The organism is Pseudomonas sp. S8, from assembly GCF_050473925.1.
GTDB classification, from domain to species: Bacteria; Pseudomonadota; Gammaproteobacteria; order Pseudomonadales; family Pseudomonadaceae; genus Aquipseudomonas; species Aquipseudomonas parakoreensis.
Genome location: NZ_JBFDVZ010000016.1, coordinates 5,424,870 through 5,447,863, shown reverse-complemented (window position 1 = coordinate 5,447,863; position 22,994 = coordinate 5,424,870). Strand labels below are relative to the sequence as shown.

Below are 22,994 nucleotides of genomic sequence, written 5' to 3'. Positions count from 1 at the left end.
AAACTGTGCTTAGAAGTTCACGCCAACACTGAGGGCAACGAAGTCACGATCGTCCACGGTCGTGTAGTCGCCGCCAAAGAAGTTGGTGTAGGCCAGGCTCGCCGTGTAGGTGTTCTGGTATTCGGCATCCAGACCGAGGCTGATCGCCTTGCGACCTTCCTCGAAGTTGCCGCCTGGGCCTGGCGAGTAGCCTTTCACGTCATGCGACCAGGCCACGTTCGGCTTGAGGTTCACACCGGCGAACACGTCGCTGTAATCCCAGATCGCACGAGCGCGATAGCCCCACGAGGTCGAGGTGGTGAAACCGTCGTTGTTGCAGTTGCTGGACACGTTATCGCGCGACGCCCCCGGACCGGCACCGTTGATGGTCGAGGTGTTGAGGATCTGCGAGCAGGTGTTCAGACCGCCAGTGGCAGGCAATTCACCCGGGCCGAACACCGGGTCGCGGCCGTAACGGGCTTCGGACTTGCTTTCCAGACCACCGACGTGGGTCACGCCGACTTCACCCACCAGGGTCAGACGGTTGGCGCCCATCACCTGATCGAAGAAGTGCGTCAGGGTGGTTTGCAGTTGGGTGATCTCTTTGCGGTTGTAACCGTGCAGATCCTGGCCCGGCACGCCGTTAAGGACCGACGCATTGGTCAACGCGCCACCCAGCGGACGCACACCGGCGAACAGGATGTCGGTGGAGTTCAACTGTACCGGCGCATTCGGCCGGTAGCTGACCTCACCGCTCCACGCCGTACCGGTAGGCAAGGTGGTGGAGAAGCTCAGACCGTAGAGGCGAATGTCTTCAGGGTATTCGATGAAGTATTCCGAGTTGCCTGCCACGACCAGCGGGCCCAATGCCTGGAACGGCCCTGGCAGTGCCTTGACGCCGTTATAGATCGACTGTGGCGCGCCGGTGGCACTGAAGATCGGCGCACGGCTGTGATAGTTCATGAAGTAGGCGCCGAACTCGGTGGCCAGCGGGTCGAACATGTACTTGGCGGAAACGCCCCACTGTCCGCTGTCACGCGCATTGCGGTTAGGCGCACGGCGCACCAGCACACCCTCCTCGTTGACGTCGACACCCGCGCCTGCCAACGGGCCGAGCGCGATGGCAGGGATGGTCGAGCGCTTGTTCAATACCCGCAGGTTGTCGTCGCAACCGGTGGTGACGATGTCCGGCTGCGAGAAGAACGTGCCGCAGTTGTCGGTGACAGTCTTCTGCCAGTCGATCTGATAGAAACCTTCGGCCGAAAGGTTTTCGGTGAGGCTCTGCGACACGTAGAACATGTTGACCGGGATCAGACCTTCCTTGATCTCGGCACCCGGACGACGGAACGCGGACACGTCGATCGGGTTGATCGAGTTGATACCACCGCCGATGAAGGTACTTTCGCCCCAGTTCACTACCTGCTTGCCCAAGCGCACCGAACCTGGCTCATCGGCAATCGAGTAGTTGTGGTAAACGAAGGCGTCGAGGATCTGCCCGCCGGAAGAACGCGCCGCCACATCGCGGTTGTGGTTGCTGACGTCCTTGTATTCCAGGTCCTGGTTCTGCAGCGCGAAGTCGTACCAGTATTTGCCCCGAACGAAGACTCCGGTTTCGCCGTATTTCAATTCGAGATCATGGATGCCTTTGAAGATCTTCGAGAAGGCTTGCCCGCTCTTGAAGTTCAGGTGGCCGTTGTCGGAGGTCTGGGACAGGCCCTTGCCGCCGTTGTTGACACCAATAAGGTCCTTGTTCGGCTGCTGAGTCGAGATACTCATGCCCAGGGAGAGCGAAGAGTCGAACTGACCTTCGATTTCACCGACGTTGAAACTGACGCCGAATGCGGGCCCGGCGAGCGTAGAGGCAAGACTGACGGCCAGAGGCAGTTTAGCCCGGCGCCAGAACTGGTTTACTGATGTCATCGACGCTACTCCATGTGCATTATTGTTATGGCATTGAGTACTTTTAAAAACGCCTGGAAGACCGGGAGCCAGTAGCTGCCCGACGTCACTCCAAAGTTGCATCGCCCCGTGTCGTGCGTGTGCCCCGTTCTTAAAAATCCTTGAGCGGACTATAGCCAGCAGGCGGGTATCGCTTGATCCCTCTAAAGTGTGATTTGCAGCTGCCGGCCACTCTGGAACAGTCCTTTCGCCAGTCCGACAGATGTCGGCTCGGCAAGGATGGCTGATTTTTTCGATTTAACAAGCCAAGCGCTTGCTTGGTGGGTCTGGCGCGCCGTTTTCGGCGCGCCAGCAGACACTTAAAGTGTCGAGAGGAAGGTGCTGTTGTTGGCCTGCCATTCGGTGATGTCGAGGCGGATGCGCTTCTTGTCGAGCTTGCCGACACTGGTCTTGGGAATTTCCGTAACAAGGGCGATCTGGCTCGGAATCGCCCACTTGCTCAAGTGCCCCAATTCCACGAACGGCTTGAGGTGTTCCTTGAGCTCGCGCGCGCCGATCTCGTGCCCTTCGCGGATCACCAGCAGCGCAAACGGCCGCTCGCCCCACTGCGGATCGGCGATGCCCACCACTGCTACTTCACGTACCGCCACATGACGGCTGATCAGGTCTTCGAGATCCAGCGAAGAGATCCACTCGCCGCCGGTCTTGATCACGTCCTTGATGCGGTCGCGGATGTCGATCACGCCCATGCTGTCGAGCGTTGCCACATCGCCGGTGTGCAGCCAGCCGCCGGCCCACAGTTCGGCGCCTTTCTGCGGCTCGTTGAAATAGCCTTCGGTCAGCCACGGTGCGCGCAACACCAGCTCGCCCTGGGTTTCGCCATCGGCGGGGAGGAAGTTGCCCTCGGCGTCGACGATCGCCGCCTCCACCAGCGGCCCGGGCACACCGGCCTTGATCCGGTAAGTGGTGCGCTCGTCTTCGGTGCCGGCCATCAGTTCGTCGTTGAGGTGCGCACACGAGACCAGCGGCCCGGTCTCCGACATGCCGTACGCCGCCGTCAACTGAATGCCCCGGGCCTTGGCGGTTTCATACAGCGTGCGATTGAGCGCACTGCCGCCGATGACGATTTTCCAGCCGCCGAAATCGGTGCCCTGCGCGCCTTTGGCGTTGAGCAGCATTTGCAGGATGGTCGGCACGCAATGGGAGAACGTGACCTTCTCCTTGCGCCACAGCTCGACCAGGAACTCCGGGTCGTAACGCCCCGGATAAACCTGCTTGAGCCCGAGCATCGTCGCCACGTACGGCAGGCCCCAGGCATGCACATGGAACATCGGCGTGATCGGCATGTACACGTCGTTGGTACCGAGCAGGCGCACGCTGTCGATCGCGCCCATGATCGTCGACACGCCCATGGTGTGCAGCACCAGTTGCCGATGGGTGAAATACACGCCCTTCGGATTGCCGGTGGTGCCGGTGGTGTAGAACGTGGTGGCGACGGAGTTTTCGTCGAAATCCTGAAAGTCGTAGTGCGCACTGGCGGCGGCCAGCAGTTGCTCGTACTCGCCGACCAGATTCGGCAGCTCGGCGGTCTTTTCCGGCAGATCGGTCAGCAGCAGGGTGTTCTCCACCGTGGTCAGATGCGGCGCGATGGCCTGATACAGTCCGACGAACTCACTGTTGACCAGCACGAAGCGGTCCTCGGCGTGGTTCATGGTGTAGAGGATCTGCTCCGGCGACAGGCGTACGTTGATGGTGTGAATCACCGCGCCGATCATCGGGATGGCGAACATGCACTCCAGGTAGCGATGGCTGTCCCAGTCCATCACCGCCACGGTGTCACCCGCCTTCACCCCGGCCGCCGTCAACACGTTGGCCAGCCGCGCAACCCGCTCGATCAGGGTCGGATAGCTGTAGCGCAACTGGTCTCGGTAGATGATCTCGCGGGTTTTCTCGTAACGGGCGCCGGACATCAGCAACCGCTTGATCAGCAATGGATACTGGTAGGCCCCATCGGCCGGGGGAATGACGCGAGTCTGCAACATATGAATCCCTTTTCTGGCTGCACGGTGTTGGCGTAGAGAGCATTACTCTAGAGCCGTTATACCCCAGCCAAATCAGCCGAAGGAATGATTTGCACAGCCGTACAAATGCTAGCTTTGCGCCAGCATTTGCCGGTATTCAGCGCCGATCAGGCCGCTTGCTCTTCTGTAGGAGCTGCCGCAGGCTGCGATCTTTTGATCTTCTAAAAGCAACATCAAAAGATCGCAGCCTGCGACAGCTCCTACAGGTGAGTATTGATCAATGCATCTCGGTGAACGCGATTTTCACGCCGAGAGCGATCAGTACCGCGCCCATGGTGCGGTCGAACCAATGGCCCATGCGGGCAAAACCGGCACGTACACGTTGCTGACTGAACAGCATCGCCACCAGGCAGAACCAGAACGCGGTCGCAACGGCCAGGTAAACCCCGTAACCCGCCTGCACCGCCAGTGGCGTGTGCGGGTTGATCACCACGGTGAACAGCGACAGGAAAAACAGCGTGGCTTTCGGGTTCAGGCCATTGGTGACGAAGCCTGAAGTGAAGGCGCCGCGCGCGGTACGCACGCCAGCTTCCTTGTGCAGGTCATCGGTAACGGTTTTCGCCGGCTGCGCGCGCAAGGCTTTGAAGCCGATGTACAGCAGGTAAGCGGCGGCGGCCCATTTCAAGGCGTTGAACAGCACGATCGACTGCGACACGATCAGGCCGATGCCCAGCAGCGAATAACCCACATGCAGGAAAATCGCCGTGCCCACACCCAGCGCGGTCCAGGTGCCGGCGCGACGACCATGGGTCACGCTCTCGCGCACCACTACGGCAAAGTCCGGGCCGGGGCTGGCCACGGCCAGCAGGTGGATCAGGGCAACGGTCAAGAACTCGGTCCAGTACATGGGGGCTCCTCTGGAAGTAATCAGTCAAATCGGACTCATGGCGCAGATGTTTTCCCTGTGGGAGCGAGCTTGCTCGCGAAAGCGGTGTGTCAGACAACAGCAATTCGCTTGATCCGCCCTCTTCGCGAGCAAGCTCGCTCCCAAAGGACTTGTGAGTACCTCTGGCTCTGAGTAACCAATTGTTTCATCTGGTAGGCTCGGCAGATTACGCCTTCCGTTCCAAGCACAAAAGGTACAGTTGATGACGAACCCGCGCCGCGCCGTATTCCTCGATCACCCGTCTCTGGATCTCGGCGATCTTGACCTCAGCCCGTTGCGCGCCTGCTTCAGCGACCTGCAACTGTTCGCCCAGACCGCACCGGAACAAGTCGCCGAACGCCTGCACGGTGCCCGCGTGGCGATCACCAACAAGATCCGCATCGACGCCGCCGCGATGGCCGCCAATCCGGATCTGCAACTGATCCTGATCACCGCCACCGGCACCAACAACGTCGATCTGGACGCGGCCCGCGCCCACGGCATTACCGTGTGCAACTGTCAGGGTTACGGCACGCCGTCGGTGGCGCAGCACACGATCATGTTGCTGCTCAACCTCGCCACCCGCCTGGCCGATTATCAAAAAGCCGTCGGCGATGGTCGCTGGCAGCAAGCCAGACAGTTCTGCCTGCTGGACTACCCGATTGTCGAACTGGAGGGCAAAACCCTTGGCCTGCTTGGTCACGGTGAGCTCGGCAGCGCGGTCGCGCGCCTGGCCGAAGCGTTCGGCATGCGTGTATTGCTCGGGCAGATTCCCGGCCGCCCGGCGCGGCCGGACCGTCTGCCGCTGAACGAATTGCTGCCGCAGATCGACGCCCTGACCCTGCACTGTCCGCTCAACGAACACACCCGGCACTTCATCGGCGCCCGCGAGCTGGCGGCGATGAAACCCGGCGCCTTTGTGGTCAACACCGCTCGCGGTGGTTTGATCGACGAGCAAGCCTTGGCCGATGCCCTGCGCAACGGTCACCTCGGCGGTGCGGCGACCGATGTGCTCAGCGTCGAACCGCCGGTCAACGGCAATCCGCTGCTGGCCGCCGACATTCCACGGCTGATCGTCACTCCGCACAACGCCTGGGGCAGTCGCGAAGCGCGGCAACGCATCGTCGGCCAATTGACCGAAAACGCCCAGGCATTCTTCAGCGGTAAAGCGCTGCGGGTCGTCAGTTGATAAACTGCGGCACTTTTTTTCCAAGGAGCAGTTATGGATCCGCGCAGTGAAGTACTGCTTCGTCAGGCCGAGTTATTCCAGGGTTCGCTGTTGTTGGCCGGTTTGCCTGCCGACGATCTGCTCGGGCGCCTGCCCAATGCGTTCGGCTGGTGCTGGCATGCCGGCGATCAGGCCGCTCTCGATGCGCGCTTCGAAGGTCGCAGCCATTTCGGCGTAAACGTGCCGGAGCGCGAGTTCGACAGCGCCGTGGTATTTTTGCCCAAGTCCAAGGACCTGACCGATTACATCCTCAACGCGGTGGCCGCACGTCTGCCCGGGCGCGAGGTGTTTCTGGTCGGGGAAAAACGCAGCGGTATCGAGGGCGCTTCCAAGCAGCTCAACCCGTTTGGCAAACCGCGCAAACTCGACAGCGCCCGTCACTGCCAACTGTGGCAAGTGACCGTGGCCAATGCGCCGGAAGCCAAATCGCTGGAAAGCCTGGCGCAGACTTACGAGCTGCCACTGGCCGAAGGCCCGCTTAAAGTCATCAGCCTGCCGGGCGTTTTCAGTCATGGCCGACTGGATCGTGGCAGCGCGCTGCTGCTGGAGCACCTGGACAAACTGCCGAGTGGTCATCTGCTGGATTTTGGTTGTGGCGCCGGGGTTTTGGGCGCGGCGGTCAAACGGCGTTATCCGCACAATCAGGTGACCCTGCTCGACGTCGATGCCTTCGCCGCCGCCAGCAGTCGTCTTACTTTGGCGGCCAACGGTCTGGAAGCCGAAGTGCTGACCGGTGACGGCATCGATGCTGCACCCATGGGGTTGAACGCGATTCTAAGCAACCCGCCGTTCCATGTCGGGGTGCATACAGACTATTTCGCTACCGAGAACTTGCTGCGAAAAGCAGCCAAACATCTGAAAAACGGCGGCGAACTGCGCTTGGTTGCGAACAGCTTCCTGAAGTATCAGCCATTGATCGAAGAGCATCTGGGCGTGTGTGCGATCAAGGCCGAAGGCAATGGTTTCCGGATTTACCGGGCCAAACGCGGCTGAAAATTAGCACTTGCCGAATGGATTCTGCCTAGGCAGAATCCGCTCCGTCCTAGGGGAGTAGTCTCCCACGAGCGCCAAGCTCGTCCGGCATACGTCAACATACTTGATCCTCAGATCATGGCGTATGCGACCTCAGCGTCCGCACCAGACGGATCGCAGGGTTTGACAAGACCTATGACACGCACACCTTACCCGGGGCGGGAAGGCTGTACGTGTCATAGCCGTGTCGACCCGCCCCTTAGGAAATCCTGATGCTGGACTCGTTACTCGTTCCCACCGCAATCGTTGCCTTGGCCGAAATCGGCGACAAGACGCAACTGCTCGCGCTGATTCTCGCCGCTCGCTTTCGCAAACCCTGGCCGATCATTGCCGGTATCGTCGCCGCGACCCTGGCCAACCACGCGGCAGCCGGTGCGGTCGGCGCCTGGTTCGGCAGCTTCTTCTCCGATTCGGTACTGCACTGGATTCTTGCCGCGAGCTTCGCCGCCACTGCACTGTGGACGCTGGTCCCGGACAAGATGGATGACGATGAAGCCGGCACCGCGCGCAAGTTCGGGCCCTTCCTGACCACGCTGATCGCGTTCTTCCTGGCGGAAATCGGTGACAAAACCCAGATCGCCACCGTGATGCTGGCGGCGCAATACCCTGAGCTGTGGCTGGTGATCATTGGCACCACGGCGGGCATGTTGATTGCCAACGTGCCGGTGGTCTTGGCGGGTAACTTTGCCGCGGAGAAACTGCCGCTGACGCTGATCCGTCGCTTGGCGGCTTCGGCATTCCTGATTCTGGCGATCGTTGCGGTGTACAAGGCGATGCAGAGCAGTGGCTGGGTTTAACCCCCGTCTACTGAACTACCCAAAACCTGTGGTGAGGGGATTTATCCCCGATGGGGCGCGAAGCGCCCCCAAGCTGACCACCTCGGTGCACCCAGTACACCGCAGTCATAGGTTTTGGGGCTGCTTCGCAGCCCATCGGGGATAAATCCCCTCACCACAATAAAGCCGGTTCCCTTCAAACCCCCGACGGACTCAGGACTTCGGCGCTTTCTCGTACAACGGCATCACTTTCGGAATCGCTGCCTGCAGCGAGGCGATGCGGCTGGACGAGGCCGGGTGAGTGCTCATGAATTCCGGCGGTGCGCCTTCCGAGGCCTTGCTCATCTTGTTCCACAAGGTGATCGCCGCATTCGGGTTGTACCCGGCGCGGGCGGCCAGTTCGAGGCCAATCAGATCGGCTTCGTTTTCATTGGCGCGGCTGTTGGGCAAGGTCATGCCGTAGTTGGCCACGGTGTCGGCCAGCGCCAGGCTGTCCTGGCCCAGACCGAACAGCGCACCGGCACCCTGCTTGGCCATTTCAATGCCATAAGCCTTGGACATCGCTTCACGACCGTGCTCGCGCAGGGCGTGAGCGATTTCGTGGCCCATGACTGCGGCGATTTCATCGTCGGTCAGCTTCAGGCTGTCGATCAGCCCGGTATAGAAAATGATTTTGCCGCCAGGGCCGCAGTTGGCGTTGAGCTCATCGCTCTTGATCAGGTTGACTTCCCATTGCCACTGCGCGGCATCCGGGCGGAAATTCGGTGCCTGGGCGATCAGGCGGTTGGCAATGGCCTGAACCCGCTTGGCCTCCGGGCTGGTCTTGTCCAGCACGCCTTTGCTCGACGCCTCGCCGACGGTCTTCTGATAGGACTGGGCATACATCTGGTCGACCTCTTGCGAGGACAGCATGCTGAACATGTACTGCTTGCGCTCCACGCCCACGGCTCCGCCGCTGGTGGTGTTGACCGACTGACAACCGGCCAGCAACAGCGCTGCGCTCAGTGCACTTACAACCAATGTCTTGTTCATTCAAAAGCTCCCTGAAAACCTGCCGCGTATCGTAGGGGGTGAATTGTATCGGCGCCAGATACAACAGACGCGTTGCAGCGTCTTTCGGAAGTTTCCCACCGCTGTTGTCGTAAAAAATTCACAGCAACCGGCAAGTCTGCTGCCGCTGCGTCGTGCACCGATCCATTTGCGACATCCTCCGCCCTTTGTTCCGTCCAACACTCATGGCGCAATGCCTGCTGCCGATACAACAGCGCAGACGTCCTCTTGCGTGCGGAGCTCCCATGAAGTTCAAGTCGATCCAGTTTTCCGTCGCCGCCCTGGCCGGCGCCATCGTCCTCAGCGTGGTCGCCGCGCTGGTGCTGTACGCGCTGTTCTCCGGCGCCCGCACTCAAGACATGGTGCAGCAGCGCACCCAGGCGCAGTTCGAGCAGGTCATCGAACAGCGCCTGACCTCGCTGGCGCAGACCCAGGTCAGCCAGATCCAGCGCGAACTCGAAGCGCCGCTGCTGATTGCCGGCGGACTGGTGCGGGTCAATGCGCTGCTCGGCACACCGGGCGCCGACGGCCAGCCGCGACTGAGCATCAGCCGCGAGCAATTGATCAGCCTGATCAAGGAAAACGTCGAGCAGAACCCGAAGATTCTCGGCACCTACATCGGTTGGGAAAAGAACGCACTGGATCACAATGACGCGGCCTACGTCGGCAGCGCCGTGATCGGTATCGACCCTGCCAACGGACGCTTCCTGCCGTGGTGGTTCCGCAATACCGACGGCAGTCTGGGCGTGGACAAACTGGCCGATGTCGACGATCAGAAAACCCTGTCCACCGGGGTGCGCGCCAGTGAGTATTACCTCTGTTCCAAGGAAACCAAAAAGCCCTGCGTGATCGATCCGGCGCCTTACAAAGTCGGCGACAAAGTCGTCATGCTCGCCTCGTTCATTGAACCGATCATGCTCAACGGCGCTTTTCAGGGCATCGTCGGCGCCGACCTGTCGGTGAACTTCATTCAGGACATGCTCCTCGCCGCCAACCAGAAGCTGTACAGCGGCGCCGGGCAAATGGCCCTGATCGGCGGCAACGGGCGGATCGTGGCCTACACCCAGGACCCGAGCAAATTCGGTGAAAAGGTCAGCGACATTCTCGACGCCGAACAGATTGCCAACATGGCCAATCTCAAACGCGGCGAAGTCACCTACTCCGTCAACAAGGACAAGGGCCGCATCGAGTTGTACCTGCCATTCGGCATCGGCCAGACCGACGCGCGCTGGACCCTGATGCTGCAACTGCCGCTGAACGCGGTAATGGCCGATCTGCAGAAACTTCAGGCCGACCTCGATGCCCAGCGCAAATCCGACACCTTCGGTATGGCCATGGTCGGTCTGATCATCGCCGGCATCGGCCTGCTGGTGATCTGGCTGGTGGGCCACGGCATCGCCCGCCCTCTGAAGCAGATGGTCGCCATGCTCGATGACATTGCCAAAGGTGAAGGCGATCTGACCCGCCGCTTGAGCAGTGATCGCAGCGATGAACTCGGCTCGATTGCCAAAGGCTTCAACACCTTCCTCGCCAAGTTGCAGGCGATGATCACGCAGGTGGTGACGTCGGTGCAGAGCGTCAGCGATTCCTCCGAACACACGGCCGACATCGCCATTCGCACCAACATCGGCATTCAGAAACAAATGGCCGAGATCGATCAGGTCGCCACTGCCGTGCAGGAAATGACCGCCACTGCGCAAGACGTGGCGCGCAACGCCACCCAGGCGGCGCAAGCCGCCAGCCATGCGGATCAGGCCGCAGGCCAGGGCATGCAGATCGTCCGTGACACCTCGAATTCGATTGGTGCGCTGGCGCTGGAAATCGGCAAAGCCGTGGGCGTGGTGCAGACCCTGGCCAAGGACAGTGAAAACATCAACGCGATCCTGACTGCCATTCGCGGGATCGCCGAGCAGACCAACCTGCTGGCGCTGAACGCCGCGATCGAAGCGGCGCGTGCCGGCGAACAAGGGCGCGGCTTTGCCGTGGTCGCGGACGAGGTGCGCAATCTGGCGCAGAAGACCCAGAAGGCCACCGAAGAAATCCAGAGCATGATCCAGCAACTGCAACAGGGCACCCGCGACGTAGTGCGGGTCATGGAGGACAGCCAGAACCGCACCGACGAAAGTGTGCAGCACGCGGCGAAAGCCGCCGAAGCGCTGGAGACGATTACTCAGGCGGTGTCGGTGATCAATGACATGAACACGCAGATCGCCAGTGCCGCTGAAGAGCAAAGCGCCGTGGCGGATGACATCAACCGCAACGTGATCAATATCGGTCAGGTGGCCAATGAAGTGGCGGGCGGTGCGGATGAGTCGAGTTCGGCGAGTGCCGGCCTGACCAAACTGGCGGAGCAGCAGCGGCGCTTGATCAATCAGTTCAAGGTTTAACAGCAAGATCAAAAGATCGCAGCCTGCGGCAGCTCCTACACCAATCCTGTAGGAGCTGCCGCAGTCTGCGATCTTTTCGCTTTTCACATCAACCCGGGGTCAGACACTCCGGCCCATTGAGCTTCGGATCATTCACCAGATTCGCCAGCACCCGCTCGCGCAATGCCGCCGGCTCACTGGCGAGCAAACCCTGCAGCACATGCAGCGGCGTCGCGGGATCGAGCCAGGCCGCCTGCCCCGCCTCATCGAGAATCAACGGTCGGCGCTGACTGGCCGCTGGCTGCGTGATGACGGCGGTGCTCAGCCACACCTGCTCCTGCACCGGATACGCCTCCCAGATCGCCGCGAAAAACAGCGATGAACCCTCACCCGGCGTCAGCCAGTACGGGCGCTTGCGCAGATTGCCGCGCCATTCGTAGAAACCGTTGGCCGGCAACAGACAACGACGCAGGCGCAGCGCTTCACGGAACATCGGTTGCTCGGCGACCGTTTCCGCCCGGGCATGCGCCGGGGTTTTCGATAGATCGGTCAGCCACGGCGGCGTCAGCCCCCAACGGGCGCGGGCCAGCGTGCGTTGGCCGTCGGCCTCGGCGCGCAGCATCAACACCGAATCATTGGGAGAAATATTCCACTGCGCCTGCTGATCGGCGGGAAATCCGGGCAGGGCCGCGAAGTCGCGGTTCCAGCGAAACAGGGCATAACGTCCACACATGGGGCAACACGACTCAGCAATAAAACGAACGTCAGCCTAACAGACCAGCGTCCCGGGGAAGCTCTCCGGTTCATCGCCGGGCAGCGGCAGCGCGGCATTGTACGCGGTGATCAGCTCGCGGGCGTATTCGGCCTGATCGTTATCGACCGACAACCCCAGCAGGCCAAAAATCGGCAACTCCCCCGTGCCGCCGAGCAGATCCCGGCCCACCAGGTGCGCCTCGATGCCCTCGCTGGCGAGCATGCCCTTGAGCATCTCGCCTTCCATCAGGTTTTCCGGCTCGTAGATTCGCTGCATGGGCGCCCCTCATTCGTTTTCACTGAACACTTCCAGAAACCAGTCCTCGCCATGCACCTGCAAGACAAACGTAATCGGTCGACAACACACCTGACAGTCCTCGATGTAGGTCTGATCGCCGCCGGACAAGTCCACTGTCGTCTCTACCTCTTCACCACAATACGGACATTCATACAGTGCGCTTTCCAGCATCGCGGTCTCCCAGGTGACTTGTGCGTATAATCGCCGGTCTATTTGCAGGGCTATTTTTGTCTGGCTACTTTTTCAGACCGTGCCCCGTTGGTTTTCGATCAAAACCTTTACTTACCCTAGCCGTTTCCAACAAGAGAGCATGATGGGCGAATTCGATGCCATCCGACCTTACGACGACAGCGAAGTACCTGTGGTACTGGCAAGACTGCTCGGCGACAAGGCGTTTCTAGATATCCTCACCCACTTCCGCTTCCCGCGTTTTGCCGGTGCCTTCGGTTGGATGCTCAAACCACTTATAGCCCATCGGCTGCGTCGTGAGTTCGCCAGCGTGACCTCGGTGGCGACGTTGCAGGACAAGATCGAGTCCTACGTCGACCACACCATCGAGCGCGCCACCGACGGCGTGACCTACACGGGTGTCGAGCAATTCAAGTCCGGCAGCGCTTATCTGTTTATCGCCAACCACCGCGACATCGTGATGGACCCGGCCTTCGTCAACTATGCGGTGTACCACGCCGGCCTGCCGACGCCGCGCATCGCAATCGGCGACAACCTGCTGCAAAAGCCTTTTGTCAGCGATCTGATGCGCCTGAACAAGAGCTTCATCGTGCACCGTTCGATCACCGGGCGCCGCGAGAAGATGGCGGCGTATCAATTACTGTCAGCGTACATCAACCACTCGATCCGCAACGATTGCGCCTCGATCTGGATCGCGCAGGCCGAAGGCCGGGCCAAGGACGGCGACGACCGTACCGAGTCGGCGATCCTCAAGATGTTCCACATGAGCCGCAAGGACGAGCCGTTCGGCGAAGTGATCCAGTCGCTGAACCTGACTCCGGTGTCGATCAGTTACGAATACGACCCGTGCGACCAGGCCAAGGCCCGCGAGCTGTACATCCGCGCTACCACCGGCACCTACGCCAAGGCGCCGGGCGAGGATGACGTGAGCATTGCCAAGGGCATTACGGGCTACAAGGGCCGGGTGCATGTGAACTTCGCCGCGCCAATCACCGAGCTGTTCGAAGACACCAAGCAATTGGCGGTCGAGATGGACAAGCAGATTCTCGGCGGTTATCGCCTGTTCCCGGTGCATTACCTGGCATACGCGCAGTGGGCCGATGCCGATCCGCAACTGAACGTGCCGAAGGCTGCCGAGCTGTTCCCCGCCGACGAACTGGCCAAGGCGCAGGAAGAATGGCAGAGCCGTCTGGACGCCTGCCCTGAGGAGCACCGTCCGTATCTGGTGCTGCAATATGCGACGCCGGTGCGTAATCAGTACCGGGTGAAGGCCGGGTTGCCGTTGTAAAAACTGTTGGCAAATCACACTGTGGCGAGGGGATTTATCCCCGATGGGTCGCGAAGCGGCCCCAGGATTCTGCCTGAATAATCATGGGCCTGCTGCGCAGGCCATCGGGGATAAATCCCCTCGCCACAAGGTTTTGCATTCACTTCAGAAGCGCGTGCTGATCCAGGAGACGATCAGGGCCAGGCCAAGGCAGGCAAAACCGAAGCGGTAGAAAAAGCGGTTCATGCGCAAGGTCGCCCAATCCAGAATCGGTTCGGCGTTCGGTTGGGCCTGGCGCTGAGCGGCGATGCTGGCCATGGCGCGTTGTTCACGACGGCGAGTCGCATGCAGCAGCCAACTGCCCGGGAAAGCCAGAGCCAGCGCCAGCAGGTTGATCAATTTGGCGGGATGGGCGGTAAACAGCGTCATCAAGTGCAGCGACATCACAGACCTCGGAACTGAATCGGTGTGGCAGGCGCCCGATCGACGACTGCGGCGCGGATTCTACCGAAACACTCCGCCACCGCCCTACCCTTTGCGACAAATAACCTGACAATCGACCGATGGCTGCCCTGTGTCACGGCATCGTCATTTACATCGGCCACCATGCGCGCCTCGAAACACACATGGAACGCGACATGCTGCACGCCGAAAACCAGGATCGCCTGTACCTCATCACCCCGACCGACGAACAACAAAGCCTCGTCGGCAGTCTCGCCTTCAATGTTCAGGATCGCCACTGGCTGGTGTATTGCGCCCTCGGCGGGCATCAACATGCGGATTTGCCGGAGACTGACCTGCTGACCGGTGTGAGCGTTCTCGACTTCTACTCCCAGGCCGCCTGAACACCATCGCCCCCCTGTAGGAGCTGCCGCAGGCTGCGATCTTTTGATGTTGTTTTAAAAATCAAAGTCAAAAGATCGCAGCCTTCGGCAGCTCCTACAGGGGATTAGCGTCGTCCTGCAGGCAGGAAAAAGCCCGGCGCCATCACTGGCACCGGGCTTTTTCACATCAGCCGAACAGCTTACTCGGCGAGGATCTGACCCACGGTCGGGTCCTTGAACAGGCGAGTCAAGGCGTCGCTCAACACGTCGCTGACCAGCTTGGTGTTGGTTTCCTGGTTCGGCGCCATGCCGAACCGCTGGTCCAGCGAAGCACCGTAGCGGCCGCTGTAACGACGGTTGCCGCTCTGCACGTCGGAACGGAAGGTCGCGCCGATGGTGGCCTCGGTCACGTACATGCCTTCTTTCGGCGACTGGTACTTGAGCTCGGTCAGGGTCACGGTCAGTTGCGGCGCATTCATCGCGTTGCTGGTCGGGGTGAAGCCGAGCAGCCGCACGGCGGCTTCAGCCTGGGCCTGCAACTTCGGCAGGATCTGCTCGCGTTGTACAGTAATGGCGCTGGTTTCCGGGTACAGGCCGCCACGGGTGCCGAGGGTTGGCGACGGACGACCGTCAACCACGCGCACCACCACTTGCTGGCCATGGCCGACCGGGGCCAACTGCGTGGTCAGCTTCGGTTCCGGGCTCAGTTGTTGCGGGCTGTGGGCGCAGCCAACCAGGGTCAAACTGGTCACAGTGATCAAACCGAACAACAGGCGTTGCAACATGCTCTTTTCTCCAGAATCAGGCACAAACAGGCCGGCAGTATAGCGGTGGGCCACTGCGGGTCACCAGCACTCGACGGTGAATACTCAAATGTCTGACCCAGCCGAGAGAATGCGGTTCCTGTCACAGATTATTCACCGCCCATACACCTTGGCGTCACGGCCGCCTGGCAAGCTTCAAACCAGTCCCCAACAAGGTACTTGCCATGCGTTATCTGATCTCGTTGTTCGCGCCACGTCCGCTGCACCGCAGCTTCGCCCTGCTGGATCGCAACGGCCACTGCCAGGCCTTCAAACAGTGCAGCCTCAAGCCAATGGGCGACGGCTGGGTGGAAATCGAAGAAATCCGCCTCAACTGGTTGCACCAGCCGCTGCCCGCCAGCGCCCGGGTCATCGAGCAACAGCCTCGCGCACGTGCCCAGGCGATGTTGAGCATCTGACCGGATGCCTAATAAAAGTCATTAAACTCGACCAACTGCCCGCATTTCTTCGATACAATCTCCCCCCGATTATAAGGACGTCTCCTGATCGGGCCCCGCAACACCGGCAATGCCCTGCATTCGCCATCAAAATCGCCCACAGAGAGCCGCCCACACAGATCGAGTGAAGTTGGCGCGCTTGCCTGTTCTTCCGGCAAACCCCCCGCTTTTCGCGAATCTGCAGAGCTGTCATACGCTCGGCCACCGCGTTGTTTTGCCTTTGCGGGCACGGTGCCAGGCCTGGACAGCCCTTTTTTGAGGTTCACGTCTTCAAAAGAGCGTGAAAAAAACGGGTTTTCACAACTTCACAAGAGTGTGGCGAGCAAATGAATAGTTTTGCGTCTGAACATGCACCATTAGCGTCTGTAACAGCCCAACGACACAGGACCGGGGAAACCTCGAACATCGGAGCCTGAAGCCTGTCCGCTACGGATTTGGTTGCACAAAACGGATGTCTCGACCATAAGTCGAATTGCCAGCCGCGTGCTGAAATGAGTTCATGCAACTCTTGAAGCCAGGCCGCATGCATCCGTCGAAGTTGCGAAAAATTGCGAAGATTCGGACATGACGAACCTGACCATGGGTTATCCGGGGCTTAACTGACCTGCCCCGCCACTCCCTGGCAGCCATGCCGACAATTTGGTGCTGCAGATTTTGGAGACGCGTTAAATGGCGCATAACGAAGCAGTCGACGTAGTTCTGGTTGGGGCCGGCATCATGAGTGCCACCCTGGCAGTACTGCTCAAAGAACTCGACCCGACGATCAAGCTGGAAGTCGTCGAGTTGATGGATTCCGGGGCCGCGGAGAGTTCCAACCCGTGGAACAACGCCGGTACCGGCCACGCCGGTCTGTGCGAGCTGAACTACACGCCGCAGGCCGCCGACGGCAGCGTCGACATCAAGAAAGCCGTGCACATCAATACCCAGTTCGAAGTGTCCAAGCAGTTCTGGTCGTACCTGACCAAAAAAGGCACCTTCGGCTCGTGCAAGTCCTTCATCAGCCCGGTGCCGCACCTGAGCTTCGTCCAGGGTGACAAAGGCGTGTCGTTCCTCAAGGAACGCTTCAACGTGCTGCACAAGCACCACGCCTTCGCCGACATGGAATACACCGAAGACAAGGCCAAGATGGCCGAGTGGATGCCGCTGATGATGCCGGGCCGTTCGCCGGACGAAGTCCTGGCCGCGACCCGCGTGATGAACGGCACCGACGTCAACTTCGGCGCCCTGACCAATCAGTTGCTCAAGCACCTGACCAGCGCACCGGACACCCAGGTCAAATACTGCAAGCGCGTGACCGGCCTCAAGCGTAACGGCGCCGGCTGGACCGTCAGCATCAAGGACGTCAACAGCGGCAACAGCCGTGAAGTCGATGCCAAATTCGTCTTCCTCGGCGCCGGTGGCGCGGCCCTGCCGCTGCTGCAGGCTTCGGGCATCGAGGAAAGCAAAGGCTTCGGCGGCTTCCCGATCAGTGGCCAGTGGCTGCGTTGCGATAACCCGGAAGTGGTCAAGCACCACCAGGCCAAGGTCTACAGCCAGGCCGCGGTGGGTTCGCCACCCATGTCCGTGCCGCACCTGGACACCCGCGTGGTCGACGGCAAGAAATCCCTGCTGTTCGGGCCATACGCCGGTTTCACCACCAAGTTCCTCAAGCACGGCTCCTTCATGGACCTGCCACTGTCGGTTCGCGCGGGCAACATCGGGCCGATGCTGGCAGTGGCGAAAAACAACATGGACCTGACCAAGTACCTGGTCAGCGAAGTGATGCAATCGATGGAGCAGCGTCTGGACTCCCTGCGCCGCTTCTACCCGGAGGCGAAAGCCGAAGACTGGCGCCTGGAAGTGGCCGGCCAACGGGTACAGATCATCAAGAAGGACCCGAAAAAGGGCGGCATCCTGCAATTCGGTACCGAGCTGGTCGCAGCGAAAGACGGCTCCCTCGCCGCCCTGCTCGGCGCTTCGCCAGGTGCTTCGGTAACCGTTTCGATCATGCTGGAACTGATCGAGAAATGCTTCCCGGCCAAGGCCAAGGGTGAGTGGGCAGCCAAACTGGCGGAAATCTTCCCGGCCCGCGAGAAGGTTCTGGAAACCGATGCTGCGCTGTATCGCAAGATCAACACGCAGAACAACATCGCCCTGGAACTGGTTGAAGAAAGCAGCGAGACCCCAAGCTTCGCTTGATCTTGCGACATGAAAAACGCCCCGTACTCAGTGAGTGCGGGGCGTTTTTTATTGACCCTGAAAAGCAAAAGATCGCAGCCTGCGGCAGCTCCTACAGGGTAAACACAAATCCAGTGTAGGAGCTGCCGAAGGCTGCGATCTTTTGATCTTGTCTTTTGATCTTAACCGCGAGCCTTGTCGATCAGCTCGATGTACTCGGCCGCGTTACGCTGGTCCTTGATCAAATCAACAAACGTCTGACCGTGCTCGTCCTTGCCATCCACGTCATAACCGGCAGCCACGAAGAACGTCAGGAAACGCTCGAAATCGTCGATGCGCAGGCCACGGTAGGCCTTGATCAGTTTGTGCAGCGACGGCGAAGTGGCGTCGACCGGCTCAAAATCGAGGAACAGCTTGATCTGCTCATCGCCGATCTCGTCACCAATCACCTGTTTCTTATCTTTACGCATTGCCGACTCCAGCTCGCAGACATTACACGGGGCGGGCAGTTTACCCCTGCCCAGCCACAAGGCTCAACGCGCACGAACGGCCCCGGTGTGCAGATCGGCCCAGATGTGGCCGTTGGCGTAACTGAGGAACTGTACATACACGGTGTCGTTGCGCAGCAGATCGACCACCACCCGGTATTGAGCCAGCGGGTAGAACAGGGTCAGGGTCTTGCTCTTGTCGTCATAAACCGGTTTTTTCAGGCTTTTGCTTTCGCCATCGAAATTGACCAGCACCTGGGTGATGGTCGCGCCCTTGTTCAGCGACTTGCCCTTGAGGCGGATCATCAGCGGTGAGGTCACCGGAATCGGCTGCTGATTGGACTGGCGTTGCGCACCGATCACCACCGAATAATCGGTGACCTGCAGCAGTTGTTGCTGCTCGGGTTCGGCATCACGCAGGGTCAGGTCGTCCGGCGGCAGGAATTGGCTGTGCATCGGGGCGGCGGCCAGGGGCAGGCTGAGGGTCAGCAACAGGGCGGCAAGGCTGCGGATCAGAAGGCTCATGACAGGCTCCGGGGGCGAGGCCGAGCACTCTAGCATGGGATTAAAAGCAAAAGATCGCAGCCTTCGGCAGCTCCTACAGGGTGTACATCAATCCCCCTGTAGGAGCCGCCGAAGGCTGCGATCTTTTGATCTTGCTTACATGCCTTTAACGGCAAAGATCCCGTTGGCGTTGCGCCAGTAGCCTTTGTAGTCCATGCCGTAACCGAAGATGTAGCGGTCAACGCACGGCAGGCCGACGAAGTCTGCCTTCAGGTCAGGACGTGCCTTGCGGTCGTGGTCCTTGTCGATCAGCACGGCGGTGTGCACTTTGCGCGCGCCGGCGTGTTTGCAGAAGTCGATGATCGCGCCCAGGGTGTGACCTTCGTCGAGGATGTCGTCGATGATCAGCACGTCGCGGTCGATGAACGAGACTTCCGGCTTGGCTTTCCAGAACAGGTCGCCGCCGCTGGTTTCGTTGCGATAACGGGTGGCGTGCAGGTAGGAGGCTTCCAGCGGGAACTGCAGATGAGTCAGCAGTTTGCCGGAGAAGATCAGGCCGCCGTTCATCACGCAGAACACCACCGGGTTGCTGTCGGCCAGTTGTTCGTTGATGTGTGCACCGACGCGGGCGATGGCGGCCTCGACTTCAGCTTCGGTGTACAGGCAGTCAGCCTCTCGCATGATTTGACGGATATGCTCGAGATCAGCGGACATGGCGCTCTCCAGGGGTGGCGGAATTGGAAAAGCGGGCAAAGGTACGCATCCCGCGAGGTCGAATCAAGCGTTAATGGACTAACGTACTCAATGTCCTATAGGACATCACCCTCGGATAGATTAATCTAGGCCGGTTTTTTTGCCCGCCGCCGGAGTTTTTCCATGCCCATCCTCGAGATCCGCCATCCGCTGATCCGCCATAAACTCGGCCTGATGCGCCGCGCTGACATCAGCACCAAGAATTTCCGTGAGCTTGCTCAGGAAGTCGGCGCCCTGTTGACCTATGAAGCTACCAAAGACCTGCCCCTGGAAACCTACGATATTCCAGGTTGGTGCGGCACCGTGTCGGTGGAGAAAATCGCCGGCAAGAAGATCACCGTCGTGCCGATCCTGCGCGCCGGCATCGGCATGCTCGAAGGCGTGCTGAGTCTGATCCCGGGTGCCAAGGTTTCCGCAGTGGGCGTCGCCCGCAACGAAGAAACCCTGCAAGCGCACACCTACCTGGAAAAACTGGTTCCGGAAATCGACGAACGGTTGGCGATGATCATCGACCCGATGCTCGCCACCGGCAGCTCCATGGTCGCGACCATCGACCTGCTGAAGAAAGCCGGCTGCAAGGACATCCGCGCAATGGTGCTGGTCGCCGCGCCGGAAGGTATCGCTGCCGTAGAAAAGGCTCACCCGGACGTGACCATCTACACCGCGTCCATCGATGAGCGCTTGAACGAGCACGGTTACATCATCCCTGGGCTTGGCGACGCCGGTGACAAGATCTTCGGCACCAAGCAGAAGGACGCGTAAACATGCAGCAAGAGTTCAACGATCCGCTCTGGCGCACGGTGCTGTCCGGTGCCCAGATGCTGTTCGTGGCTTTCGGCGCCCTGGTGCTGATGCCGCTAATCACGGGTCTTGACCCGAACGTGGCACTGTTTACCGCAGGTCTGGGGACGATCCTGTTCCAGATCGTCACCGGGCGTCAGGTGCCGGTGTTCCTCGCGTCGAGCTTTGCCTTCATCACTCCGATCATTCTCGCCAAGGGCCAGTTCGGCCTCGCCGCGACCATGGGCGGCGTGATGGCGGCCGGTTTCGTCTATACCTTCCTCGGCCTTGCCGTGAAGATCAAAGGCACCGGTTTCATTGACCGTCTGCTGCCACCGGTAGTGATTGGTCCGGTGATCATTTCCATCGGCCTGGCCATGGCGCCGATTGCCGCGAACATGGCAATGGGCAAGGCGGGTGATGGTTCCGAGCTGATCCATTACCAGACCGCGATGATGATCTCGATGCCGGCGCTGCTGACCACGCTGATCGTGGCGGTGTTCGGCAAAGGCATTTTCCGTCTGGTGCCGATCATTTCCGGGGTGCTGGTCGGTTTTGCCATGTCGTTTTATTTCGGCGTGGTCGATACCGCGAAGATTGCTGCCGCGCCATGGTTCGCCCTGCCGCACTTCACCGCCCCCGAGTTCAACTGGCAGGCGATCCTGTTCATCGTTCCGGTGGCGCTGGCGCCGGCCATCGAGCACATCGGCGGCGTCATTGCCGTGGGCAGTGTGACCGGTCGTGACTATCTGAAGAAGCCGGGCCTGCATCGCACCTTGCTGGGTGACGGCATCGCTACCACGGCCGCCGGCCTGTTTGGCGGCCCACCAAACACCACCTATGCCGAAGTGACCGGCGCGGTGATGCTGACCAAGAACTACAACCCGAAAATCATGACCTGGGCGGCGATCTTCGCCATCACCCTGGCGTTCATCGGCAAGTTCGGCGCGCTGCTGCAAAGCATTCCGGTGCCGGTGATGGGCGGGATTCTGTGCCTGCTGTTCGGCTCGATTGCCGCGGTGGGGATGAACACCCTGATCCGTCACAAGATCGATCTGGGCGAAGCGCGCAATCTGGTGATCGTCTCGGTGACCCTGGTATTCGGTATCGGCGGTGTGCTGGTCGGCACCGGCACTGGCCCGGACGACTTCGGCCTCAAAGGCATCGCGTTGTGCGCGGTGGTGGCCATTGCGCTGAACCTGATCCTGCCGGGCAATGACAGCTGGAAGCACAAGAAGGCGGATGAGCCGCTGATCTAAAATCTGCTCATGACCTGTGGCGAGGGAGCTTGCTCCCGCTTGACTGCGAAGCAGTCATAAACTCGGCGGATGCGGTTTCCTGTGAACCGCGTTCGCAGGGTTTGGGGCTGCTTCGCAACCCAGCGGGAGCAAGCTCCCTCGCCACAACAGCTACAGCGCCAACGGCGCTCTTTCACACAGGATTGCCAACGCCTTCGCCCATTGCGGGTCGTCATTCAGGCACGGCACCAGCACCAGCTCCTCGCCCCCCGCCTCGCGGAACTGTTCCTGACCGCGATCACCGATCTCTTCCAGCGTCTCGATGCAATCGGCGACAAACGCCGGGCACATCACCAGAATCTTTTTCACGCCGCTTTTCGCCAGCTCATCCAGCCGCGCTTCAGTGTAGGGTTCGATCCACTTCGCCCGCCCCAGACGCGACTGAAACGACACCGACCATTTGCCATCGGCAATGCCCGCGCGCCTGGCGAACTCGGCGGCGGTGCGTATGCACTGGGCGCGGTAACAGGTGGCCAGCACAGCCGGCGAGGCATTCTTGCAGCAGTCTTCGTTTTTGAGGCAGTGATTGCCCGTCGGATCGAGCTTGGTCAGGTGCCGCTCCGGCAAGCCATGGAAGCTCAGCAGCAAGTGATCGTAATCCTGCTGCAAGTGCGGTTGGGCACTGGCGACCAGTGCATCGAGGTATTCCGGCTGATCGTAGAACGGTTGCAGCACCGACAGTTTCACGTCGAGTCTGTTCTCGCGAATCACCCGCTTGGCTTCTTCGATCACCGTGGTGGTGGTGCTGTCGGCGAACTGTGGATAAAGCGGCGCCAGCGTGATGCGCTTGTGCCCCGCAGCCACCAGTTGCAGCAACCTGGTTTCAATCGACGGCTCGCCGTAACGCATGGCCAGTTCCACCGGGCCATGGGTCCACCGGGTGGTCATCTGCTGCTGCAGACGACGGCTGAGCACCACCAGCGGCGAGCCCTCCTCCCACCAGATCGAAGCGTAGGCATGGGCCGATTGCTCAGGGCGCTTGATCAGGATCAGCGACACCAACAGCCGCCGCACCGGCCACGGCAGGTCGATCACGTACGGGTCCATCAGAAATTGATTGAGGTAGCTGCGTACATCGGCCACCGAAGTGGAGGCCGGGGAGCCCAGGTTGACCAGAAGCAAGGCGTGATCGGTCATGCATCGTCC

Annotated in this window: 23 protein-coding genes, 1 pseudogene and 1 riboswitch; of the genes and pseudogenes, 11 read left to right on the top strand and 13 right to left on the bottom strand. The window is 60.4% G+C overall.

Annotated elements, in window-relative coordinates:
* Positions 1-9: 9 nt before the first annotated feature.
* From AB1J88_RS25855 to AB1J88_RS25845, 3 genes are all read right to left on the bottom strand, one after another.
* On the bottom strand, positions 10-1,899 hold the full coding sequence (locus tag AB1J88_RS25855) for a DUF1302 domain-containing protein (RefSeq protein ID WP_430292241.1): 1,890 nt from the start codon (positions 1,897-1,899) through the stop codon (positions 10-12).
* Between the two features lie 338 nt (positions 1,900-2,237).
* Positions 2,238-3,920 carry a fatty acid--CoA ligase gene (locus tag AB1J88_RS25850; protein ID WP_430292240.1) on the bottom strand — a complete coding sequence of 561 codons (1,683 nt, stop codon included), beginning with the start codon at positions 3,918-3,920 and terminating at the stop codon, positions 2,238-2,240.
* Between the two features lie 256 nt (positions 3,921-4,176).
* Positions 4,177-4,806, bottom strand: coding sequence for a LysE family translocator (locus tag AB1J88_RS25845; protein ID WP_027612203.1), 630 nt, complete (start codon positions 4,804-4,806; stop codon positions 4,177-4,179).
* Positions 4,807-5,047: 241 nt separating this feature from the next.
* Here AB1J88_RS25845 and AB1J88_RS25840 point away from each other — a divergent pair, with 241 nt between their 5' ends.
* The 3 genes from AB1J88_RS25840 (at position 5,048) to AB1J88_RS25830 (ending at position 7,881) form a co-directional block, all read left to right on the top strand.
* Positions 5,048-6,013, top strand: a complete 966-nt coding sequence (locus tag AB1J88_RS25840) for a 2-hydroxyacid dehydrogenase (protein ID WP_430292239.1) — start codon at positions 5,048-5,050, stop codon at positions 6,011-6,013.
* A 33-nt stretch (positions 6,014-6,046) separates the two neighbouring features.
* Positions 6,047-7,045, top strand: a complete 999-nt coding sequence (locus AB1J88_RS25835) for a class I SAM-dependent methyltransferase (protein WP_003228088.1) — start codon at positions 6,047-6,049, stop codon at positions 7,043-7,045.
* Positions 7,046-7,084: 39 nt separating this feature from the next.
* Positions 7,085-7,224, top strand: a riboswitch (yybP-ykoY riboswitch).
* A 72-nt stretch (positions 7,225-7,296) separates the two neighbouring features.
* Entirely contained in the window at positions 7,297-7,881 is a 585-nt protein-coding gene (locus AB1J88_RS25830; protein ID WP_430292237.1) for a TMEM165/GDT1 family protein, read from the top strand.
* 192 nt (positions 7,882-8,073) lie between these two features.
* Here AB1J88_RS25830 and AB1J88_RS25825 read toward each other — a convergent pair whose 3' ends face one another.
* On the bottom strand, positions 8,074-8,892 hold the full coding sequence (locus tag AB1J88_RS25825) for a M48 family metallopeptidase (protein ID WP_025109318.1): 819 nt from the start codon (positions 8,890-8,892) through the stop codon (positions 8,074-8,076).
* 203 nt (positions 8,893-9,095) lie between these two features.
* Between AB1J88_RS25825 and AB1J88_RS25820 the strand changes: the two are divergent.
* Together AB1J88_RS25820 and AB1J88_RS25815 are read left to right on the top strand one after the other, a co-directional pair.
* Positions 9,096-10,442, top strand: a pseudogene (locus AB1J88_RS25820) (HAMP domain-containing protein); the annotation flags it as partial.
* Positions 10,443-10,454: 12 nt separating this feature from the next.
* Positions 10,455-11,297, top strand: coding sequence for a methyl-accepting chemotaxis protein (locus tag AB1J88_RS25815; RefSeq protein WP_371851365.1), 843 nt, complete (start codon positions 10,455-10,457; stop codon positions 11,295-11,297).
* A gap of 88 nt (positions 11,298-11,385) precedes the next feature.
* On the opposite strand, the gene AB1J88_RS25810 is transcribed toward AB1J88_RS25815, so the two are convergent.
* Genes AB1J88_RS25810 through AB1J88_RS25800 form a run of 3 tightly spaced genes read right to left on the bottom strand, consistent with a single transcriptional unit; the run spans position 11,386 to position 12,498 of the window.
* Positions 11,386-12,009: an SOS response-associated peptidase gene (locus tag AB1J88_RS25810; RefSeq protein ID WP_047599203.1), complete on the bottom strand. Its 624-nt coding sequence runs from the start codon at positions 12,007-12,009 to the stop codon at positions 11,386-11,388.
* A gap of 36 nt (positions 12,010-12,045) precedes the next feature.
* On the bottom strand, positions 12,046-12,306 hold the full coding sequence (locus AB1J88_RS25805) for a putative signal transducing protein (protein ID WP_025109321.1): 261 nt from the start codon (positions 12,304-12,306) through the stop codon (positions 12,046-12,048).
* 9 nt (positions 12,307-12,315) lie between these two features.
* Positions 12,316-12,498 (bottom strand): CPXCG motif-containing cysteine-rich protein, encoded by a 183-nt coding sequence (locus AB1J88_RS25800; RefSeq protein WP_020799766.1) that lies wholly within the window; start codon positions 12,496-12,498, stop codon positions 12,316-12,318.
* Between the two features lie 142 nt (positions 12,499-12,640).
* On the opposite strand from AB1J88_RS25800, the gene AB1J88_RS25795 reads away from it, so the two are divergent.
* On the top strand, positions 12,641-13,804 hold the full coding sequence (locus AB1J88_RS25795; RefSeq protein WP_179294961.1) for a 1-acyl-sn-glycerol-3-phosphate acyltransferase: 1,164 nt from the start codon (positions 12,641-12,643) through the stop codon (positions 13,802-13,804).
* 144 nt (positions 13,805-13,948) lie between these two features.
* Here the strand turns inward: AB1J88_RS25795 and AB1J88_RS25790 are convergent, their stop codons facing one another.
* On the bottom strand, positions 13,949-14,227 hold the full coding sequence (locus AB1J88_RS25790) for a hypothetical protein (RefSeq protein WP_007967709.1): 279 nt from the start codon (positions 14,225-14,227) through the stop codon (positions 13,949-13,951).
* 194 nt (positions 14,228-14,421) lie between these two features.
* On the opposite strand from AB1J88_RS25790, the gene AB1J88_RS25785 reads away from it, so the two are divergent.
* The gene (locus AB1J88_RS25785; protein WP_027612213.1) at positions 14,422-14,628 is read left to right on the top strand and encodes a hypothetical protein; all 207 of its coding nucleotides are present in this window, start codon (positions 14,422-14,424) and stop codon (positions 14,626-14,628) included.
* Positions 14,629-14,807: 179 nt separating this feature from the next.
* On the opposite strand, the gene AB1J88_RS25780 is transcribed toward AB1J88_RS25785, so the two are convergent.
* Positions 14,808-15,392: a YajG family lipoprotein gene (locus AB1J88_RS25780; RefSeq protein ID WP_025109324.1), complete on the bottom strand. Its 585-nt coding sequence runs from the start codon at positions 15,390-15,392 to the stop codon at positions 14,808-14,810.
* 203 nt (positions 15,393-15,595) lie between these two features.
* Between AB1J88_RS25780 and AB1J88_RS25775 the strand changes: the two genes are divergently transcribed.
* On the top strand, positions 15,596-15,829 hold the full coding sequence (locus AB1J88_RS25775; RefSeq protein ID WP_041072422.1) for a hypothetical protein: 234 nt from the start codon (positions 15,596-15,598) through the stop codon (positions 15,827-15,829).
* 708 nt (positions 15,830-16,537) lie between these two features.
* Positions 16,538-18,046, top strand: a complete 1,509-nt coding sequence (gene mqo / locus AB1J88_RS25770) for a malate dehydrogenase (quinone) (RefSeq protein ID WP_041072424.1) — start codon at positions 16,538-16,540, stop codon at positions 18,044-18,046.
* A gap of 161 nt (positions 18,047-18,207) precedes the next feature.
* On the opposite strand, the gene AB1J88_RS25765 is transcribed toward mqo, so the two are convergent.
* The 3 genes from AB1J88_RS25765 to AB1J88_RS25755 all read right to left on the bottom strand — a co-directional run bounded on the left by AB1J88_RS25765 (position 18,208) and on the right by AB1J88_RS25755 (position 19,731).
* Entirely contained in the window at positions 18,208-18,495 is a 288-nt protein-coding gene (locus tag AB1J88_RS25765) for a PA4642 family protein (protein ID WP_222018409.1), read from the bottom strand.
* 63 nt (positions 18,496-18,558) lie between these two features.
* Positions 18,559-19,038: a hypothetical protein gene (locus AB1J88_RS25760; protein WP_430292235.1), complete on the bottom strand. Its 480-nt coding sequence runs from the start codon at positions 19,036-19,038 to the stop codon at positions 18,559-18,561.
* 135 nt (positions 19,039-19,173) lie between these two features.
* Positions 19,174-19,731 carry a hypoxanthine-guanine phosphoribosyltransferase gene (locus AB1J88_RS25755; RefSeq protein ID WP_041072430.1) on the bottom strand — a complete coding sequence of 186 codons (558 nt, stop codon included), beginning with the start codon at positions 19,729-19,731 and terminating at the stop codon, positions 19,174-19,176.
* A 162-nt stretch (positions 19,732-19,893) separates the two neighbouring features.
* Here AB1J88_RS25755 and upp point away from each other — a divergent pair, with 162 nt between their 5' ends.
* Positions 19,894-20,532, top strand: coding sequence for a uracil phosphoribosyltransferase (upp, locus tag AB1J88_RS25750; protein WP_041072432.1), 639 nt, complete (start codon positions 19,894-19,896; stop codon positions 20,530-20,532).
* Between the two features lie 2 nt (positions 20,533-20,534).
* Entirely contained in the window at positions 20,535-21,809 is a 1,275-nt protein-coding gene (locus AB1J88_RS25745) for a uracil-xanthine permease family protein (protein ID WP_007951684.1), read from the top strand.
* Positions 21,810-21,959: 150 nt separating this feature from the next.
* On the opposite strand, the gene hemH is transcribed toward AB1J88_RS25745, so the two are convergent.
* Positions 21,960-22,985, bottom strand: a complete 1,026-nt coding sequence (hemH, locus tag AB1J88_RS25740) for a ferrochelatase (protein WP_430292233.1) — start codon at positions 22,983-22,985, stop codon at positions 21,960-21,962.
* Positions 22,986-22,994: the final 9 nt, after the last annotated feature.

Bases quoted from the DNA above. Each gene is read 5' to 3' on its own strand.
- AB1J88_RS25815 (WP_371851365.1), top strand. From the start codon at position 10,455: ATGATCACGCAGGTGGTGACGTCGGTGCAGAGCGTCAGCGATTCCTCC.
- AB1J88_RS25805 (WP_025109321.1), bottom strand. From the start codon at position 12,306: ATGCAGCGAATCTACGAGCCGGAAAACCTGATGGAAGGCGAGATGCTC.
- AB1J88_RS25830 (WP_430292237.1), top strand. From the start codon at position 7,297: ATGCTGGACTCGTTACTCGTTCCCACCGCAATCGTTGCCTTGGCCGAA.
- AB1J88_RS25800 (WP_020799766.1), bottom strand. From the start codon at position 12,498: ATGCTGGAAAGCGCACTGTATGAATGTCCGTATTGTGGTGAAGAGGTA.
- AB1J88_RS25810 (WP_047599203.1), bottom strand. From the start codon at position 12,009: ATGTGTGGACGTTATGCCCTGTTTCGCTGGAACCGCGACTTCGCGGCC.
- AB1J88_RS25790 (WP_007967709.1), bottom strand. From the start codon at position 14,227: ATGTCGCTGCACTTGATGACGCTGTTTACCGCCCATCCCGCCAAATTG.
- AB1J88_RS25745 (WP_007951684.1), top strand. From the start codon at position 20,535: ATGCAGCAAGAGTTCAACGATCCGCTCTGGCGCACGGTGCTGTCCGGT.
- AB1J88_RS25850 (WP_430292240.1), bottom strand. From the start codon at position 3,920: ATGTTGCAGACTCGCGTCATTCCCCCGGCCGATGGGGCCTACCAGTAT.
- AB1J88_RS25840 (WP_430292239.1), top strand. From the start codon at position 5,048: ATGACGAACCCGCGCCGCGCCGTATTCCTCGATCACCCGTCTCTGGAT.
- hemH (WP_430292233.1), bottom strand. From the start codon at position 22,985: ATGACCGATCACGCCTTGCTTCTGGTCAACCTGGGCTCCCCGGCCTCC.
- AB1J88_RS25845 (WP_027612203.1), bottom strand. From the start codon at position 4,806: ATGTACTGGACCGAGTTCTTGACCGTTGCCCTGATCCACCTGCTGGCC.
- AB1J88_RS25835 (WP_003228088.1), top strand. From the start codon at position 6,047: ATGGATCCGCGCAGTGAAGTACTGCTTCGTCAGGCCGAGTTATTCCAG.
- AB1J88_RS25780 (WP_025109324.1), bottom strand. From the start codon at position 15,392: ATGTTGCAACGCCTGTTGTTCGGTTTGATCACTGTGACCAGTTTGACC.
- AB1J88_RS25775 (WP_041072422.1), top strand. From the start codon at position 15,596: ATGCGTTATCTGATCTCGTTGTTCGCGCCACGTCCGCTGCACCGCAGC.
- AB1J88_RS25760 (WP_430292235.1), bottom strand. From the start codon at position 19,038: ATGAGCCTTCTGATCCGCAGCCTTGCCGCCCTGTTGCTGACCCTCAGC.
- AB1J88_RS25785 (WP_027612213.1), top strand. From the start codon at position 14,422: ATGCTGCACGCCGAAAACCAGGATCGCCTGTACCTCATCACCCCGACC.
- AB1J88_RS25765 (WP_222018409.1), bottom strand. From the start codon at position 18,495: ATGCGTAAAGATAAGAAACAGGTGATTGGTGACGAGATCGGCGATGAG.
- AB1J88_RS25855 (WP_430292241.1), bottom strand. From the start codon at position 1,899: ATGACATCAGTAAACCAGTTCTGGCGCCGGGCTAAACTGCCTCTGGCC.
- AB1J88_RS25825 (WP_025109318.1), bottom strand. From the start codon at position 8,892: ATGAACAAGACATTGGTTGTAAGTGCACTGAGCGCAGCGCTGTTGCTG.
- upp (WP_041072432.1), top strand. From the start codon at position 19,894: ATGCCCATCCTCGAGATCCGCCATCCGCTGATCCGCCATAAACTCGGC.
- mqo (WP_041072424.1), top strand. From the start codon at position 16,538: ATGGCGCATAACGAAGCAGTCGACGTAGTTCTGGTTGGGGCCGGCATC.
- AB1J88_RS25795 (WP_179294961.1), top strand. From the start codon at position 12,641: ATGGGCGAATTCGATGCCATCCGACCTTACGACGACAGCGAAGTACCT.
- AB1J88_RS25755 (WP_041072430.1), bottom strand. From the start codon at position 19,731: ATGTCCGCTGATCTCGAGCATATCCGTCAAATCATGCGAGAGGCTGAC.